The sequence below is a fragment of the Luteibacter aegosomaticola genome (genome assembly GCF_023078475.1).
Lineage (GTDB): Bacteria > Pseudomonadota > Gammaproteobacteria > Xanthomonadales > Rhodanobacteraceae > Luteibacter > Luteibacter aegosomaticola.
The window spans coordinates 1,413,058-1,428,469 of sequence record NZ_CP095741.1 but is presented as its reverse complement, the minus strand read 5'-3'; the positions used below and the strand labels follow the sequence as shown (position 1 = coordinate 1,428,469).

At 66.1% G+C, this 15,412-nt stretch carries 17 protein-coding genes; 11 read left to right on the top strand and 6 right to left on the bottom strand.

Annotated features, from left to right (window positions below; all coding sequences use genetic code 11):
- Position 1 precedes the first annotated feature (1 nt).
- A complete protein-coding gene (gene sufT, locus L2Y96_RS06350; protein WP_247334159.1) occupies positions 2 to 559 on the bottom strand; it encodes a putative Fe-S cluster assembly protein SufT in 558 nt (185 codons plus the stop codon).
- A gap of 190 nt (positions 560 to 749) precedes the next feature.
- Here sufT and L2Y96_RS06345 point away from each other — a divergent pair, with 190 nt between their 5' ends.
- The 8 genes from L2Y96_RS06345 to dnaE all read left to right on the top strand — a co-directional run bounded on the left by L2Y96_RS06345 (position 750) and on the right by dnaE (position 8,904).
- Complete coding sequence (locus L2Y96_RS06345) at positions 750 to 1,190, top strand: hypothetical protein (RefSeq protein WP_247334157.1); 441 nt, start codon at positions 750 to 752, stop codon at positions 1,188 to 1,190.
- A 96-nt stretch (positions 1,191 to 1,286) separates the two neighbouring features.
- On the top strand, positions 1,287 to 1,910 hold the full coding sequence (locus tag L2Y96_RS06340; RefSeq protein WP_425492558.1) for an RNA polymerase sigma factor: 624 nt from the start codon (positions 1,287 to 1,289) through the stop codon (positions 1,908 to 1,910).
- A complete protein-coding gene (locus L2Y96_RS06335) occupies positions 1,907 to 2,287 on the top strand; it encodes a hypothetical protein (RefSeq protein ID WP_247334155.1) in 381 nt (126 codons plus the stop codon). The genes L2Y96_RS06340 and L2Y96_RS06335 overlap by 4 nt, the downstream gene beginning before the upstream one ends.
- Positions 2,288 to 2,292: 5 nt before the next feature.
- On the top strand, positions 2,293 to 2,844 hold the full coding sequence (locus L2Y96_RS06330; protein WP_247334153.1) for a DUF3106 domain-containing protein: 552 nt from the start codon (positions 2,293 to 2,295) through the stop codon (positions 2,842 to 2,844).
- 67 nt (positions 2,845 to 2,911) lie between these two features.
- On the top strand, positions 2,912 to 3,484 hold the full coding sequence (locus L2Y96_RS06325; RefSeq protein WP_247334151.1) for a nitroreductase family protein: 573 nt from the start codon (positions 2,912 to 2,914) through the stop codon (positions 3,482 to 3,484).
- A gap of 62 nt (positions 3,485 to 3,546) precedes the next feature.
- Complete coding sequence (locus L2Y96_RS06320; protein WP_247336934.1) at positions 3,547 to 4,371, top strand: 5'-3' exonuclease; 825 nt, start codon at positions 3,547 to 3,549, stop codon at positions 4,369 to 4,371.
- 231 nt (positions 4,372 to 4,602) lie between these two features.
- Positions 4,603 to 5,187 carry an NUDIX hydrolase gene (locus L2Y96_RS06315; protein WP_247334142.1) on the top strand — a complete coding sequence of 195 codons (585 nt, stop codon included), beginning with the start codon at positions 4,603 to 4,605 and terminating at the stop codon, positions 5,185 to 5,187.
- Between the two features lie 174 nt (positions 5,188 to 5,361).
- A complete protein-coding gene (dnaE, locus tag L2Y96_RS06310; RefSeq protein WP_247334140.1) occupies positions 5,362 to 8,904 on the top strand; it encodes a DNA polymerase III subunit alpha in 3,543 nt (1,180 codons plus the stop codon).
- 6 nt (positions 8,905 to 8,910) lie between these two features.
- On the opposite strand, the gene L2Y96_RS06305 is transcribed toward dnaE, so the two are convergent.
- From L2Y96_RS06305 to L2Y96_RS06285, 5 genes are all read right to left on the bottom strand, one after another.
- Positions 8,911 to 9,495: a hypothetical protein gene (locus tag L2Y96_RS06305; protein WP_247334138.1), complete on the bottom strand. Its 585-nt coding sequence runs from the start codon at positions 9,493 to 9,495 to the stop codon at positions 8,911 to 8,913.
- Positions 9,496 to 9,539: 44 nt separating this feature from the next.
- Positions 9,540 to 10,001: a hypothetical protein gene (locus tag L2Y96_RS06300; RefSeq protein ID WP_247334136.1), complete on the bottom strand. Its 462-nt coding sequence runs from the start codon at positions 9,999 to 10,001 to the stop codon at positions 9,540 to 9,542.
- Positions 10,002 to 10,221: 220 nt separating this feature from the next.
- Positions 10,222 to 10,809 (bottom strand): hypothetical protein, encoded by a 588-nt coding sequence (locus L2Y96_RS06295; protein WP_247334135.1) that lies wholly within the window; start codon positions 10,807 to 10,809, stop codon positions 10,222 to 10,224.
- Positions 10,810 to 10,839: 30 nt separating this feature from the next.
- Positions 10,840 to 11,430 (bottom strand): hypothetical protein, encoded by a 591-nt coding sequence (locus tag L2Y96_RS06290; RefSeq protein WP_247334126.1) that lies wholly within the window; start codon positions 11,428 to 11,430, stop codon positions 10,840 to 10,842.
- Positions 11,431 to 11,799: 369 nt separating this feature from the next.
- Entirely contained in the window at positions 11,800 to 12,090 is a 291-nt protein-coding gene (locus L2Y96_RS06285; protein ID WP_247334124.1) for a hypothetical protein, read from the bottom strand.
- Positions 12,091 to 12,323: 233 nt separating this feature from the next.
- On the opposite strand from L2Y96_RS06285, the gene L2Y96_RS06280 reads away from it, so the two are divergent.
- The 3 genes from L2Y96_RS06280 to tilS all read left to right on the top strand — a co-directional run bounded on the left by L2Y96_RS06280 (position 12,324) and on the right by tilS (position 15,380).
- Positions 12,324 to 13,280, top strand: coding sequence for an acetyl-CoA carboxylase carboxyltransferase subunit alpha (locus tag L2Y96_RS06280; RefSeq protein ID WP_247334122.1), 957 nt, complete (start codon positions 12,324 to 12,326; stop codon positions 13,278 to 13,280).
- 70 nt (positions 13,281 to 13,350) lie between these two features.
- Positions 13,351 to 14,094, top strand: a complete 744-nt coding sequence (locus L2Y96_RS06275) for an NYN domain-containing protein (RefSeq protein ID WP_247334120.1) — start codon at positions 13,351 to 13,353, stop codon at positions 14,092 to 14,094.
- Positions 14,091 to 15,380 carry a tRNA lysidine(34) synthetase TilS gene (gene tilS / locus L2Y96_RS06270; protein WP_247334118.1) on the top strand — a complete coding sequence of 430 codons (1,290 nt, stop codon included), beginning with the start codon at positions 14,091 to 14,093 and terminating at the stop codon, positions 15,378 to 15,380. The genes L2Y96_RS06275 and tilS overlap by 4 nt, the downstream gene beginning before the upstream one ends.
- Positions 15,381 to 15,412: the final 32 nt, after the last annotated feature.

Below are 15,412 nucleotides of genomic sequence, written 5' to 3'. Positions count from 1 at the left end.
CTCAGAGCATCCCGGTTTCGAGCTTCGCCGCGTCCGACATCATCGACTGGTTCCAGGGCGGATCGAACACCAGGTCGACATCGGCCTCCAGCACGGTGGGGATCAGCTCGAGCTTGGTGCGAACGTCGTCGACGAGGATATCGCCCATGCCGCAGCCCGGCGCGGTCAGGGTCATCTTCACGTAGGCCTTGCGGCCACCCTCATCACTCGTTTCCAGGCTCACGTCGTAGACGAGGCCCAGTTCCACCACGTTGATGGGGATTTCCGGGTCGAAGCACGTGCGCAACTGCTGCCACACCAGCTTCTCGACGTCGTCGTCGGATGCGTCGGCGGGCAGTTCGATGGGGCGCGGCGGCTCCTTGCCCAGCGCGTCGGCATCGTTGCCGGCGATCCGGAACAGGTTGCCCTCCACGTAAACCGTGAAGCTGCCCCCGAGGGCCTGGGTGATGTAGCCGATCTGGCCGGCCGGGAGCGTCACCGTCTCGCCCTGCGGGACCATGACCGCAGCGCAGTCACGTTCCAGGGTGAAGGGCTCGCTGCTAAGGCTGAAACCGCTCATGGATGTCCTGTGGAGGCGGCCCGCGGGCCGCAAAGTAGGCAATTATGCGCCCGCCGGGGCCCGGCGGTCAGCATCTGCCCCGTAACGTTTGGGCACCGGGCGCCACCCTCAAGAGCGCGCGGGCGCCCGGCCCGCTATCATGCGGGCGTTGCCCCCACCCCGGTTCCCATGCGCCTGTCGATTCCCTGCCATGGTGGCTAGCCCCATCCGCCGCCTTATCAACCTCGTCTCTGGCCTGCTCGGCGCCGTCCTTTTCGGTTTCGCCGCCGGCGCCGTGTGGATGGTGCCCTCCATGATGTTCGGCAGGGCCCTGCCCGCCCTCGCCCTGCCCGTGGGCTGGGCGCTCGGCTACGTGGTACGCCGCTGGCTCCGCTTCGAGGGCCTGCCCGGGGCCTTGCTCGCCGCCGGTGCCACCCTGCTCGCCTCGCTCTACGTCTGCTGCCTCGTGGCCGCGGCGACGATCGCCGGCATGATGGGTCTCGGCTTCGCCCAGGCTATCTCCGATGCGGGCCCGGCCATGCTCATCAGCCTGGCCCGCATGGCCCAGGCGCCGGCCGACCTCGGCCTGTATGTCGCTGGCGCCCTGCTCGCGGCCCTGGTGGCCTGGCCACTGGGCCGCCGGCGTGGCTGACTTCACACGGGGTAAAGGCCCGGGCGGGAAGATAACCACGGGTAACGAGTCAACCAGCGGTCCGCGACCGCGTTTAGCAGGGTGAAACCAGGCCGTATGGAGCATGAGGATGGCAAGACCGATGACGCGGAGAAAGCCGTGAACGGCTCGCTCGCGCTCGATAGTGCCTCCCTTGAGGACCTGCGCGATGTGCCCGCGAACATGGATGCCTTCCTTGCCGGCATCGAGCGGCGCGCCTGGCGCATGGCCGAGATCCACCTCGGCAACCGCGACGACGCGCTTGATGCGGTACAGGACGCGATGATGCGCCTGGTCAGGCACTACGGCGAGAAGCCCGCCCAGGAATGGACGCCCTTGTTCTGGGGCATCCTGCGTCGCCGCATCGTCGATCTGCAGCGCCGTCGCAAGGTTCGCTCCATCGTGGTGGGCTGGATCGGTGGCGGCCACGATGATGACGGCACGGAATTGCCGGCATGGGAGCCCGCGGATGACGCGCCCGACCCCTCGGCGCGGCTGCAGGACTCCCAGGCCTACGGCGATATCGTGGAAGCCGTACGCAAGCTGCCCCAACGGCAGCGCGAGGCCTTCACGTTCCGGATCATGGAAGGCCTGGATGTCGCCGAAACCGCCGCCGCCATGGGTTGCTCCGATGGCAGCGTCAAGACACACCTTTCGCGCGCGATGCACGCGCTGCGCGAACACCTGGAGGCATGGCGATGAGCCAGCAAGATCATGAACTCGAACGCCGCGCCAGGGAGCTTTTCCTGCGCGCCAGTCGTGACGTGGATCCGGCCATGGCCGGGCGCCTGCGTGCGGCCCGCCGCACGGCCCTGGCCAGCCCGGCGTCGCACACCGCGGCGCGCCGCCTCCTGATCCCCGCCAGCGCCTTCGCCGTGGTGGCGCTTGCCACGCTCATGGTGTGGCAGCCGCTGGGTAACCGCTCGCCGGCGCCGCCTGCGGACGTGCAGACCGTGGATGCCACCGACCCGACCGATCTGCCGCCGGATGCCGACAGCACGGATCCGTCGCTTTACCAGGACCTGCAGTTCTACAGCTGGCTCGCCTACAACGATGGCCAGGCCCGGAACAACAAGTGAGCACCATGCGCCACCTTGCTCTTTCCCTGGCCGTTCTCCTGGCGCTGGCCGCGCCGTTCGCCGCCAGCGCACAGGCCGGCGTGCCGACGCCCTCCGAGGATTTCCGCCCGCCGGCGGATAACCACCCGCTGCCGCCGCCGCGTCCGTGGGCGCAGCTCTCAGCCGATGAAAAGGACATCCTGTCTCCGCTGGCGAAGGATTGGGATACGTTCCCGCCGCAGCGCCAGTCGCGCATGCTCGACAAGGCCCAGCGCTGGCGCGGCCTGCCGCCCGAGCGCCGCACCGAGATCCGCGAGCGCATCGCGCACTGGCAGCAGATGACACCGGAAGAGCGCGCGCAGGCCCGTCGCAACCAGCAGAAGTTCAACGACCTCACGCCGGAACAGCGGCAGAAGCTGCACGATGCCTTCGAGCGCTTCCGCAGCCTGCCGCCGGAACAGCGCCACGCGCTGGTGGAGCAATGGCGCAACCAGACCCCGGAACAGCGCCACCAGGCACTGGACCATCTGGGGCCCAACGACGCCCTGCCCCCTCCGCCTCCACCGCGCGATCGCTGACCGAGCCCCTGTAGGAGCGCGCTCCTACAGGGGCGGCGGGTTTCTGCGGGGGTGCTAAAATGGGCGGATGAACCAGCCCTCCCTGGATATCCTCAACGCCCGCCGCTCCGTGCCTTCGCGCCAGCTCGGCGAACCCGCCCCCGATGACGCCACGCTGCGCCGCCTGATCGAAGCGGCCATCCGCGTGCCCGACCACGGCAAGCTGGAGCCCTTCCGCATCCGCATCCTGCGTGGCGAAGCCAAGCACGAGTTCGGCCGGAAGCTGGCGAAAATGGCCGTCGAGGCCAACCCCGACCTTTCCGAGGCCAAGCGCGAGAAAGAGCAGCGCCGCTACGAGCACGCCCCGCTCGTGCTGGTCGTTTCGGCGAAGATCGATCCTGACAGCAAGGTGCCCGAGCTCGAACAGGATCTCACCGCCGGCTGCGTCGCCTACAACCTGCTGCTCGGCGCACAGGCGCTGGGTTACGGTGCGCAGTGGCTCACCGGCTGGGCCGCGTACGATCGCGATGTCGCGAAGCTGCTGGGCATGAAGAAACACGAACACGTCGTGGGCTTCATCCACATCGGCACCCCCGCGATGGACGCGCCGGAACGCGACCGTCCGGTGTACGCCGACATCGTGGAAACGTGGCAGCCGTGAGCGGTAACGATACCGTCCACCTGGTCGACGGCAGCCTCTATGTGTTCCGCGCCTGGCATTCCATGCCCGACGAGTTCCACGACCACGACGGCGAGCCGGTCAACGCGGTGCACGGCTTCACGCGCTTCCTGTGTGAACTACTCGAGCGCAGCCGTGCGGAACATATCGCCGTAGCGTTCGATGCCTCGCTCACGACCTCGTTCCGCAACACGATCTACCCGGCGTACAAGGCCAATCGCGACCTGCCGCCACCGCAGCTCGTACGCCAGTTCGCGCTGTGCCGCGAGATCGCCGCGGCGCTGGGCCTCACGGTGCTCAACGACCACCAGTACGAAGCCGACGACCTGATCGGCAGCGCGCTGTGGGGCCTGCGTGCGCATGGTTTCCGCGGCGTCATCGTCTCTGCGGACAAGGACTTCGGGCAGCTGCTGGGTGAGCACGACCAGCAGTGGGATTTCGCGAAGGACCTGCGCTGGGGACCCGCCGGTGTCTTCGACAAACTGGGCGTGCATCCGCACCAGGTCGCTGATTACCTGGCGCTGTGCGGCGATGCCGTGGACAACATACCCGGCGTGCCTGGCATCGGCGCGAAAACCGCCGCTGCCCTGCTGGCGCACTTCGGCAGCCTGGATGCGCTGCTTGAGCGCGTCGATGAAGTCGCTTTCCTGCGTATCCGCGGGGCCGCAGCGTGCGCGGCACGGCTGCGCGAGCACGCCGAGCTCGCCTTGCTGTATCGCCGCCTCACCCGTATCGCGCTGGATGTGGCGGTGGCGGAAACCGCCGATGCCTTGAGCCGCCGCCAGGGTGATGCCTCGGCGGTCGACGAACTCTGCGAGCGGATTCGCTTCGGACCGATGACGCGTTCGCGCCTCCGCGCCCTGCTGTAACCCGAGATCGCGCACACGCGCGCGAGAACCCCGTAGGAGCCCACCCTGTGGGCGACATCTTTCGCCTCGGCGCGGCAGGGCCTGTGGCTCATCGGCGAAAGGCGTCGCCCACAGGGTGGGCTCCTACAGCGTTATCGCGAACGGCGTCGCCCACCGGGTGGGCTCCTACGCGGTCACACGGCCGAGATGGTTTTTGCACCATACTCGCAGGATCGCCTTAAGGAGCCCGCCATGCAGACCAGTCCGCTGCCCCACGCATCGCCCATCCCCGACGACGCCAGCCTGCCTGAGGAAACCCTCTTTTCCGGCAAGTGGCTAACGCTGAAAAAGCGCGGTCGTTGGGAGTACGTTTCACGCAACAACCCGGGCGGCGCGGTCATCATCCTGGCGGTGACGCCGGACGATAAGGTGATCTTCGTGGAGCAGTACCGGGTCTCGATCCTCGCCAACACCATCGAAATGCCCGCCGGCCTCGTCGGCGACCTGGAAGGCGCGGAAGACGAAGACGTGCTCCTGGCTGCCGAGCGCGAGCTGGAAGAAGAAACCGGCTACGCCTGCGGACGCATCGAATTTGTTCACGAGGGCCCATCCTCGTCGGGCATGAGCACCGAGATGATCGCCTTCGCCCGCGCCTGGGACCTGAAAAAGGTCGGCAAGGGCGGCGGTGACGAGACCGAGAACATCATCGTCCACGAGGTCCCGCGCGCCGAAGCCGGCAAATGGCTGTTCGATCGCGCCGCGGAGGGCTTTTCGATCGACGCCAAGCTCTTCGCAGGCCTGTGGTTCATCGAGCACCCGGAAGCCCACAAGCGCTAACCCCCCCCTGTAGGAGCGCGCTTGCGCGCGATAGGGCTTGCCGCGAGCACCCATCGCGCGCAAGCGCGCTCCTACAAGGGCCGGGGCTCCGGAAGGCGGATTTTCTCGCTGTCAATTCTTGCCCCAACCCCCTCCCCCGGTTAGCCTTTCCCATGGCCTGAACCGGCACCCCGCATGACCGTCCGTTTTACCCACCTTCACCTGCACAGCGAGTACTCGCTGGTCGACTCGACGATCCGCATCAAGCAGCTGATCGCCGCGTGCGTTCGCGCCGGTATGCCGGCCGTCGCACTGACCGACGAGAACAACATGTTCGGGTTGGTGAAGTTCTACAAGCAGTGCGTAGCCGCCGGCATCAAGCCGATCGGCGGCAGCGATATCTGGGTGTCCAGCCCGGATGATCCGCGCCCCTGGCGCCTCACGCTCATCTGCCAGGACCGCGACGGCTACCTCAACCTGTCGCGCCTGGTCTCGCGCGCCTGGCGCGAGGGCCAGGGCACCGGCCGCGCGCTGGTCGATGCCAGCTGGCTCACCGCCGATGCGCTCGCCGGCCTCATCGCCATCACCGGCCGCGAAAGCGAGATCGCCCGCGTCGCCCTGGGCGCCGGGCTGCCCGCCGCATCGGCAAGGCTCAGCTTCCTCACTCGCCTGTTCCCGAACCGCCTCTACCTGGAACTGACCCGCACGGGCCGCGAGCAGGAAGAAAACTGGGTCCGCGCCGCCATGGCACTGGCCGGTGAGCACGGCCTGCCGGTCATCGCCAGCAACGATGTGCGCTTCCTCGAGCGCTCCGGTTTCGAATCGCACGAAGCGCGCACCTGTATCCACCAGGGCCGCGTGCTCGCCGACCCCAAGCGCCCGCGCTATTACAGCGAGGAGCAGTATTTCAAATCGGCCGAAGAAATGGCCGAGCTGTTCGCCGATATTCCCGAAGCCCTCGAGAACACGGTTGAACTGGCCAAGCGCTGCAACCTGGAACTCTCCTTCGGCACGTACTACCTGCCTGATTTCCCGGTGCCCGAGGGCCATAACCTCGATTCGTACATTCGCGAGCAAGCGCAGAAAGGCCTGGACGAACGCCTTGCGCACAACCCGCTCGCACCCGGAAAGACGCTGGAGGATTACCAGGCGCGCCTCGACCGCGAGGTGGACGTCATCATCCGCATGGGGTTCCCCGGTTACTTCCTGATCGTGGCGGACTTCATCGGCTGGGGTAAGGACAACGGTATTCCCGTTGGCCCGGGCCGTGGTTCGGGTGCAGGCTCGCTCGTCGCCTGGGTGTTGAAGATCACCGACCTGGATCCACTCCAGTTCGAGCTGCTGTTTGAGCGCTTCCTCAATCCCGAGCGCGTGTCGATGCCCGACTTCGACATCGACTTCTGCATGGACCGCCGCGACGAGGTCATCGACTACGTCGCCCGCAAGTACGGCCGCGACCACGTCAGCCAGATCATCACCTACGGCTCCATGGCCGCGAAGGCGGTGCTGCGCGATTCCGGCCGCGTACTCGGCATGGGCTACGGCCAGGTCGATCGCCACGCCAAGCTCATTCCCGCGCGCCCGCTCGACCTCACCCTGGGCGATGCCCTCGGCCGCACCGAAAAGTCGAAGAAAGAACCCGAGCGCGTCGTCAAGGAGTTCTGCGACGCGTACGACACCGAAGAAGAATCGCGCACGCTCATCGACCTGGCGCTGAGCCTGGAAGGTCTTACCCGCAACGCCGGCAAACACGCCGGCGGCGTGGTGATCGCGCCCACCCCGCTAACCGATTTCGCCCCGCTCTACTGCGAACCGAGCGGCGAAGGCGTGGTGACCCAGTACGACAAGGACGACGTCGAAGCGGTCGGTCTGGTGAAGTTCGACTTCCTCGGCCTGCGTACGCTCACGATCATCGATTGGGCCGTCAAGGCCATCAACAAGCGCCGTGCCGTCGAAGGCACCGAGCCGCTGAACATCGATACGCTGCCGCTCGATGACCCCAAGGTCTACGACCTGCTGAAGAAGGCGCAGACCGTCGCCGTCTTCCAGCTGGAATCGCGCGGTATGCAGGGCATGCTCAAGGAAGCGCAGGCCGACCGTTTCGAGGACATCATCGCGCTGGTGGCGCTGTACCGCCCCGGCCCGATGGACCTCATCCCCAGCTTCTGCGCACGTAAGCACGGCAAGGAAGCGGTGGAATATCCCGACCCGCGCGTCGAGCCCATCCTGAAAGAGACCTACGGCATCATGGTCTACCAGGAGCAGGTGATGCAGATGGCGCAGATCGTGGGTGGTTACACCCTCGGCGGCGCCGATCTGCTCCGCCGCGCCATGGGTAAGAAAAAAGCCGAGGAGATGGTGAAGCACCGCGCCACCTTCCGCGAAGGTGCCGCGAAGGATGGCATCGACGGCGACAAGGCCGATTCCATCTTCGACCTGATGGAAAAGTTCGCGGGCTACGGCTTCAACAAATCGCACGCAGCCGCGTACGCACTGGTCTCGTACCAGACCGCGTGGCTGAAGGCGCACTACCCCGCCGAGTTCATGGCCGCGACGATCTCGTCGGACATGGATAACACCGAGAAGGCCGTTACCTTCCTCGATGAAACCCGCGCCATCGGCATCAAGGTCCTGCCGCCGGACGTGAATGCATCCGAATGGATGTTCGAGGCGGTGGAACCGCGCGTGGTGCGCTACGGCCTGGGCGCCATCAAGGGCGTGGGCCAGGGCATCTGCGAAGAGATCGCGGCCGAGCGCAAGGCGCGTGGTCCGTTCAAGGGTCTCGTCGATTTCTGCCAGCGCATCGGCTCCAACAAGCTCAACAAGCGCGTGATGGAAGCGCTGGTGCAGTCCGGCGCGCTCGACGCGCTGGGCGAGAACCGCGCGACGCTGGTGATGCATATCCCAGAGGCCATGCGCGCCGCCGACCAGGAAGCGAAGAACCGTGCTTCGGGCCAGGTGGATATCTTCGGCAACGCGTTCGGCGATGTCGAGGCACCCAGCATCATCGAACTTTCCGGCTCCGTGCCGGAATGGCCGCTGGAACAGCTGCTGCAGGGCGAGCACACGACGCTCGGCCATTATCTTTCCGGCCACCCGACCGACCCGTGGACGACGGAACTTGCCCAGTTGGGCAGCTGCCCGATCGGCGAGATCCCGCACCGTTACCAGCCACCCAAGCCGCGCCGCAACGACGATGACGATGCGGGCCGCTTCCGCCGCGGCCCGGAAACGCCGTGGACCGTCGCCGGCATGGTGGTTGGCATGCGCAAGCGTGGCGATAGCGATGCCTTCGTGCAGATCGAAGACGCCACGGGTTTGCTCGAGACCAGTTTCTTCCGCGAAGTGTTTACCGACGCGGCACCGCTGCTGACACGCGGCAACATCATCGTGGTGGAAGGTGGCCTGCGCATCGACGATTTCGCCGGCGGTTACCAGCTGCGCGCGCGCAAGGCGTACTCGCTTTCCGATGCCATGGAACACTTCGGCCGCCTGCTCACGCTGAAACTCAACGGCGTCGACGAGGATTTCCCGAAGCACCTGAAGCACGCGCTCATGGGTTTCCGTGGTGGCCGCACGCCGTTGATGCTTTCCGGGTACCGCAACAAGGTAGGCCAGGCCAGTTTCGAGCTGGGCGATGAGTGGCGCGTGCGTGCCCTGCCCGATCTGGTACGCACGCTGCGCACGCTACCGGGCGTACTCGGCACGGAATTGCGCCTGGTACGCCCGGCGGACTAACGCCCCTTAGAACGACTGCACGATCACGACGTCGTCGATAGCGACCTCCGTGTCGCTACCGTCCTCACGCTGGATCTGCACGCGCAGGTAGGCGGGTTGCGGGTACTCGCGACCGGCGACCTCGAGCCGGGCGGTGTTTGGGTTCCCCGTGACGGCCACGCGGGTACTCCCCAGTTCGAGCGGGTTGCCACCCGCATCGTCGACGAGCGTAAGGCGCGCCATCAGCGAGCCCGATACGTCCATGGCGCCTTCGCCATCCGTCGTGAACGTCAGCGTGTAGGAGGGAAAGCGCCCTCCGCCCAGGGTGGTGTTCAACGGCAGGGGTACATCCTGCCTGATCCGCGCACCCGCAAAGAGGTGCAGATCATCGCCATAGCCATGGCCTTTCGCCCTGCCCGTCTCGACCACCCAGGGGGCGATGTAGTCCTTCCCGTCGTGCGTATCGAAGCTTCCATTGATGAGCGGCAGTTCGCACGTCATCGGTGAGCCCGCGCCGTGGGCCGACGGGCACGTGGCAGCAAGTGCCTGCGTGCCCACGGCGAGAAACGCAACGGCCATGGACGCCACGACGAGGTTTTTATTGTTCCGCATAAAGGGGTTCCTTCCTTGGGTCTGAATCAAAGGGTTCCGGCGAATCATTCGCCGGTGCTTTGCCACGCCCGCACACCCGTAATGGCTACCGGCGTACCGCCAGCGGCATCGTCGCGGACGAACGCCACCTGGACGCGTGCGCCTGCAGGCACCCGGCTGACGGGTAGCACGATCCCATGCGACTGCCATGCGGCACCCGACGGCGATACCGCCAGGCTCCGGCCACCAAGCACCTGGCCATCGGGACCTCGCAATTGCACGAAGGCGCGCATGCGGGCATCGCTGTTACCGGGTGCACTCACGTCAAACTGAACGCCGATACGGGAAGGTTCGGGGCCGGCTATCGGAAGCCCGGGCATGTCCTGCCGGATCGAGTGCCCCGTGGCGAACAACTGACTAGCCCAGCGCCCCTCGTAGTGAACGCCGAGATTGGCACGCGGATGGGATGCCAGCCAATGCGCCGAATGCCCCCAGACGATCGCCCGGGTGTTGCTGACATTGCGCACCTCCGTGAAGTCGCCGTTTTTTAGGGGAAGTTCACAGGTACCGGAAAACCCTTCCGGTGAATCAAGCGGGCACGGAGGTGTCACCGCATAGCACGGAAGAGCGACGCACCAGAGAGCGCAAAGCGCAGCCGCACGCGTTCGGGCGGCTGACGCCACGGAGTGCATCGTCCGCGGTGATGTGATGAAACGATTCATGAGTGACTCCTTGTCATTCCGCGGTTCAGCCGGCTTCCACGCCGGCGCTCTCCACGACGTGGACATCATCCACCTGCACCTGCGTGCCGCTGGCGCTATCGTTTGCCAGGGTGATATGAACGTGCGGTGCGCCGCCGTACTGCTTGCCGGTCACGAACAATTCGCCCACGGTCCACTCGCCGCGAACGGCACGCACGGTCGTACCGCCAAGGTCGATCTTCTGGTTGCCGTTGTCGTCCGACAGCGCGACACGCACATCGATGCTACCGTCAGCACTTTCACCGAGTACGCGGAAGCGAATCGCATACGCGACATCCTGTGGCAGATTGGCGGTGGGGATGCCGACGGCCTGGCTGATGGCCGCGCCAACCGGCAGGGCCGCATAAGCATTGCCGCTCGCGTCGTAACCGACGACCGGCAAGCCCTGGCGCTGCCAGCCATTCAAGGCTCCGGCACTGAAGTCTCCGTCGCGTATCGGCAGGCGGCAGGCGTCGTCGTTACCGGCGCTCGTGCAGGCCGGAAGGCGCGAGGGATCGGGGCTGGTGCTGGCCTGCACCGGGGCTGCGACAAGGCACAGGGCAAACAAAGCGGCCGTTGAGGTCGTATAGCGCATGATCATTCCTTTGCTCATGGGGGTAGTGGATCAATCGATCCGTGCGCCGCGCTGCCCGGCACCGACGGACAGGACGGTCACGGACGCCGAGGCGTTCGAGTCACGTCGGTGGATGGAGAATTGCAGTTCCGTTGGCTGAGCCGTCTGAACGCCGCTGAACGAAAGTGGCAGCGTATTCACGCCGGGCGACAGTTCGACTTCTTCATCCAACACGCTCCGAAGGTTGAAGGCCTTATCCATCATGGATCCCTGCACGCGGACCCGGCCACCCTCGCCCGCCGCATGGACGGAGACAATGACCTGATAAAGCGTGATGTCGCCGTACTCGTGGGCTGAAGCAGGAATTTCGATCGACTGCAGCAACGCGCTGTGCGAGCCGAGCGAGGCGGCAGCAGCGAGAGGGTCACTGGGGCTGGTCACCGCAAGCACGTCGCCGACCGTGTGCCAGCCAGCGAGCCCGCGTTCGAAATGGCCACCTTGCACGGGAATGCTGCAAAGGTCGGCAGGTTCCGTGATAAGCCCCATGTCACACGGCGGTGCAGCCGCGGCGACAGCCGCACCTGAGCTCATCAGGGCCAGGCCAAGGGTGAAACGGTGGAAAACATTAACAGGCGCATGCATTGACTCCTTGTCGAAGCGCTGCCCTCCTGGGCAACGACGGGTTCATCCCGCGGGTCGCATTGGAGCATGGTTACCGCGCGGGATGGGCGACACGTAGGCGGCTCTGGCCCGCCGCCTACGCAAATGTCAGCCTTCGCCTACACGGCTTCGAACCGTTAACGGTCCCGTCCGATCGCCTGGATCACGTTGATGTTCTTGATCGTCAGCGGCGATGCGTCGTCACCGCTCTGCGCCACGTTCAGCCTGAGATAGGCGGGCTGTGCGAACCGCTGCGCACGCGCGTCCAGCCAGATGCGCCGAAAGCCGGGGGCACCTCAGATTCAACCGCGCCCAGTTCGATCGCGTTCCCGCCGGCATCGTCCACCATGGCTAGCGTGGCGCGCAGGTTGAGCGGCATGGCACCGTGTGGTCGACGTCGATGAACAGCGAGTACGTCGGCAGCTCGTTGTCGTCGATGGTGGTGTTCAGCGGAAGCGTGATGCGCTTGCTCAGCGTGCCATCAGCGTCGAACCGCTCAGCATGGGAGTTGATAAGGTCACACACCATCGGCGTGCCGGGCGTATGCAGCGAGGGGCATGCCGGTTCGGCGGCGGCCGGGAGCGCCCAGGCAAGGCTGAGGCCGGTCAGGCCCGCGACGCGAATGAAGGTTGAACGATTCATGGGTGACTCCTTGTCAGTGTCTGGCGGCAAGGCCGGCCAGCGCGGGTCCATCCCGCAAGTGGATTCCACCACGGCGCCACATAGGCGTATATCGCCGCAAGCCTGAAACCCCGCTCAGCCAAACCCTTAGCATTCATAGGCTTAGATTCCGCGCAGTGTCCGTACTGCCGCGCACACCAAGGCTGGCACAGGCCGGTTATAATGCCGGGTCTTGCCTTGGCTATGCGTATTCCATGAATCCCAACTTCCTCGAATTCGAACAACCCATCGCCGAACTGGAAGCGAAGATCGAAGAGCTTCGCCACGCCAGCAGTGGCCAGGCGTTCAATATCGATGAAGAAGTGGCCCGCCTGCGCGAGAAGCTGAAGCTGAAGACCGCTGAGATCTTCCGCAACCTCTCGCCGTGGCAGATCAGCCAGCTGTCGCGCCATCCGGCGCGCCCGTACACGCTCGATTACATCCAGGGCATGTGCGAAGAATTCCACGAGCTCAAGGGCGACCGCATGTTCGCGGACGACCAGGCCATCGTCGGTGGCCTGGCCCGCATCAACGGCCGCTCGATCATGGTCGTCGGCCACCAGAAGGGCCGCGATACCAAGACCAAGGTCAAGCGCAACTTCGGCATGCCGCGTCCCGAGGGCTATCGCAAGGCCCTGCGCCTGTTCAAGCTGGCCGAGCGCTTCCGCATGCCGGTGTTCACGTTCATCGACACGGCGGGCGCATGGCCCGGCATCAACGCCGAAGAGCGTGGCCAGTCCGAAGCCATTGCCCGCAACCTGCTGGAAATGGCCGAGCTGCGCGTGCCGGTCATCTGCACCGTCACCGGTGAAGGCGGCTCGGGCGGCGCACTCGCCATCGGCGTGGGCGATCGCGTGAACATGCTCCAGTACTCGACCTATTCGGTGATCACGCCGGAAGGCTGCGCCTCCATCCTGTGGAAGAGCGCCGACAAGGCGAAGGATGCGGCCGAGGTCATGGGCCTCACCGCGCCGCGCATCCTTGAGAACGGCTTGATCGACAAGATCGTGCGCGAGCCGCTGGGTGGCGCCCACCGTAACCCGCAGAGCATGGCCACGCGCCTGAAGGCCGTGCTGCTGAACCAGCTCGACGAGCTCGAAAAGCTGCCCGTCGATGCCCTGCTCGAAAAGCGCTACCAGCGCCTGCGTGGTTTCGGCGCCTTCACCGAGTAAGCCCCCCGCCCGCGCACGCCGTTGTCACGGCGTCGCGCTACCATGGCCGCTCGCTTCCAGGGAGACGGCCATGGCCACCGACGTCACCGTTAAGCTCGCTGTCCTGATCGATGCGGATAATGCCCGCCCGGCGATCGTGGACGGCCTGCTGGCCGAGGTCGCAAAGTACGGCACCGCCCACGTCAAACGCATCTACGGCGACTGGACCGGCCCCAACCTCAACGGGTGGAAGGCGGCGCTCCTCGATCATTCCATCCAGCCCATCCAGCAGTTCGCCTATACCTCGGGCAAGAACGCCACGGATTCGGCCATGATCATCGACGCCATGGATTTGCTGTACGCCGAGCGCTTCGACGGTTTCTGCATTGTCTCCAGCGACAGCGATTTCACGCGGTTGGCGTCGCGCATCCGCGAGGCGGGCCTCATCGTGTACGGGTTCGGTGAACTGAAGACCCCCAAAGCCTTCGTGTCGGCATGCGACAAATTCATCTATACCGAAGTGCTCGTAGGCGCGGGCGAAGACGAGGAAAAACAGCCTCCCGCACCGCTGTCGGTCGCCGAATTGCGCGGCGACACCAAGCTGCTCAACAACGTACGCAACGCGATCAAGGATGCCTCCGACGATAACGGCTGGGCTGCGCTCGGCGGCGTCGGCAGTATCCTCAACAAGCGCATGCCGGATTTCGATTCGCGCAACTACGGTTACGCGAAGCTCAGTGGCCTCATCCATGGCATCGGCCTGTTCGATGTGGAAGAGCGCCAGCACGGCAACGCCAAGCACGTGTACATCAAGCTGCGTTCAAAAGGTAAATGAACCTGTCACTGTCCGACCACCTTGCCGCCGCGCTGGCGGATACCGACGCCACGCCGCTCGTCGTGGCCTATAGCGGCGGCCCGGATTCCACCGCGCTGCTGCATGCCCTGGCATTGCAAACGCCCCGGCCCGCCCTGCGCGCGCTGCATATCGACCACGGCCTGCACGCGGAGAGCGGGCTCTGGGCGGTCCATTGCCGGCGGTTCTGCGAATCACTGGATGTACCGTTCGAGTCCATCCGCGTGAGCGTCGATCTCAGCCGTGGCGAGGGCATGGAAGGTGCGGCACGCCGTGCGCGGCGCGCCGCGTTCACGGCCGCGCTGCGGCCCGGGGAGCGGCTTGTCCTGGCCCATCACCGCGATGACCAGGTGGAAACGGTGTTGTTGAAGCTCATGCGCGGGGCAGGTCCTGAAGGCCTCGCCGGCATGCGCGCGCTCCGCCCGCTCGGCGCGGGTTACCAGTGGCGTCCATTGCTGGACGTGCCGCGCGACGCCCTGATGGACCACGTCGCGCTACACGCCCTCGATACCATCCATGATCCGTCGAATGACGATCCGCGAGTCGCCCGTGCCTGGCTGCGCGGTACGGTGCTGCCTGCCCTGCGCGAGCATTGGCCGCATGCGGCCCACAGCGTCGTGCACAGCGCACGCCTGTGTGGCGAAGCGGCGGCCTGCTTGCGCGATGGCTGGCTCGCCGCCTATACCGACCTGCGCGGCGCGGACGGCAGTCTCGACGCCGCAGGCTGGCTAGCCCTGCCCCACGCCTGGCGTGGGCCGCTACTCGACCACTGGCTGCACAGTGCCGGCCTTTCCGCACCGACCACCGCACAGCGCGAGACCCTCGAACGCCAGGCCCGGGAAGCCGCCGCCGAACGCCTGCCGCTGGTCGGCTGGCTCGATACCGAGGTGCGGGTCTGGCGTGGACGCCTGTGGGCCATGCCGCGGCTGCGCCCCTTTGACGCCACCTGGTCAGCGCCCTGGCGCGGCGAGCCACTGTCCCTGCCAGGGGGCGGCTCGCTCACCCTCGGCGGCCACCGCCTGCATGAGCCCGTCACCGTGCGCTACCGCCAGGGCGGCGAAAGCCTCAAGCCCGTGGGTGATCGCCATACCCGCGAGCTCCGCGACCTGTTCCAGCGGGCGGGCATTCCGCCGTGGGAACGCCCGCGGATCCCGCTTGTCGTAACGGGTGAGACCGTGCTGGCCGTCGGCGACCGCTGGGTCAGCGAGGCGGGCCACCCCCGGTTCGAAAGCGCTGGCGCAGCCCCCCTGTGGCATCGCAACGATTGATCGAAAAGCCCATGTGAGCTAGTTTTGCCGCC

Coding starts and splice junctions, on each gene's coding strand:
- sufT (WP_247334159.1), bottom strand. CDS start 559: ATGAGCGGTTTCAGCCTTAGCAGCGAGCCCTTCACCCTGGAACGTGAC.
- L2Y96_RS06345 (WP_247334157.1), top strand. CDS start 750: ATGGTGGCTAGCCCCATCCGCCGCCTTATCAACCTCGTCTCTGGCCTG.
- L2Y96_RS06340 (WP_425492558.1), top strand. CDS start 1,287: ATGGAGCATGAGGATGGCAAGACCGATGACGCGGAGAAAGCCGTGAAC.
- L2Y96_RS06335 (WP_247334155.1), top strand. CDS start 1,907: ATGAGCCAGCAAGATCATGAACTCGAACGCCGCGCCAGGGAGCTTTTC.
- L2Y96_RS06330 (WP_247334153.1), top strand. CDS start 2,293: ATGCGCCACCTTGCTCTTTCCCTGGCCGTTCTCCTGGCGCTGGCCGCG.
- L2Y96_RS06325 (WP_247334151.1), top strand. CDS start 2,912: ATGAACCAGCCCTCCCTGGATATCCTCAACGCCCGCCGCTCCGTGCCT.
- L2Y96_RS06320 (WP_247336934.1), top strand. CDS start 3,547: ATGCCCGACGAGTTCCACGACCACGACGGCGAGCCGGTCAACGCGGTG.
- L2Y96_RS06315 (WP_247334142.1), top strand. CDS start 4,603: ATGCAGACCAGTCCGCTGCCCCACGCATCGCCCATCCCCGACGACGCC.
- dnaE (WP_247334140.1), top strand. CDS start 5,362: ATGACCGTCCGTTTTACCCACCTTCACCTGCACAGCGAGTACTCGCTG.
- L2Y96_RS06305 (WP_247334138.1), bottom strand. CDS start 9,495: ATGCGGAACAATAAAAACCTCGTCGTGGCGTCCATGGCCGTTGCGTTT.
- L2Y96_RS06295 (WP_247334135.1), bottom strand. CDS start 10,809: ATGCGCTATACGACCTCAACGGCCGCTTTGTTTGCCCTGTGCCTTGTC.
- L2Y96_RS06290 (WP_247334126.1), bottom strand. CDS start 11,430: ATGCATGCGCCTGTTAATGTTTTCCACCGTTTCACCCTTGGCCTGGCC.
- L2Y96_RS06285 (WP_247334124.1), bottom strand. CDS start 12,090: ATGAATCGTTCAACCTTCATTCGCGTCGCGGGCCTGACCGGCCTCAGC.
- L2Y96_RS06280 (WP_247334122.1), top strand. CDS start 12,324: ATGAATCCCAACTTCCTCGAATTCGAACAACCCATCGCCGAACTGGAA.
- L2Y96_RS06275 (WP_247334120.1), top strand. CDS start 13,351: ATGGCCACCGACGTCACCGTTAAGCTCGCTGTCCTGATCGATGCGGAT.
- tilS (WP_247334118.1), top strand. CDS start 14,091: ATGAACCTGTCACTGTCCGACCACCTTGCCGCCGCGCTGGCGGATACC.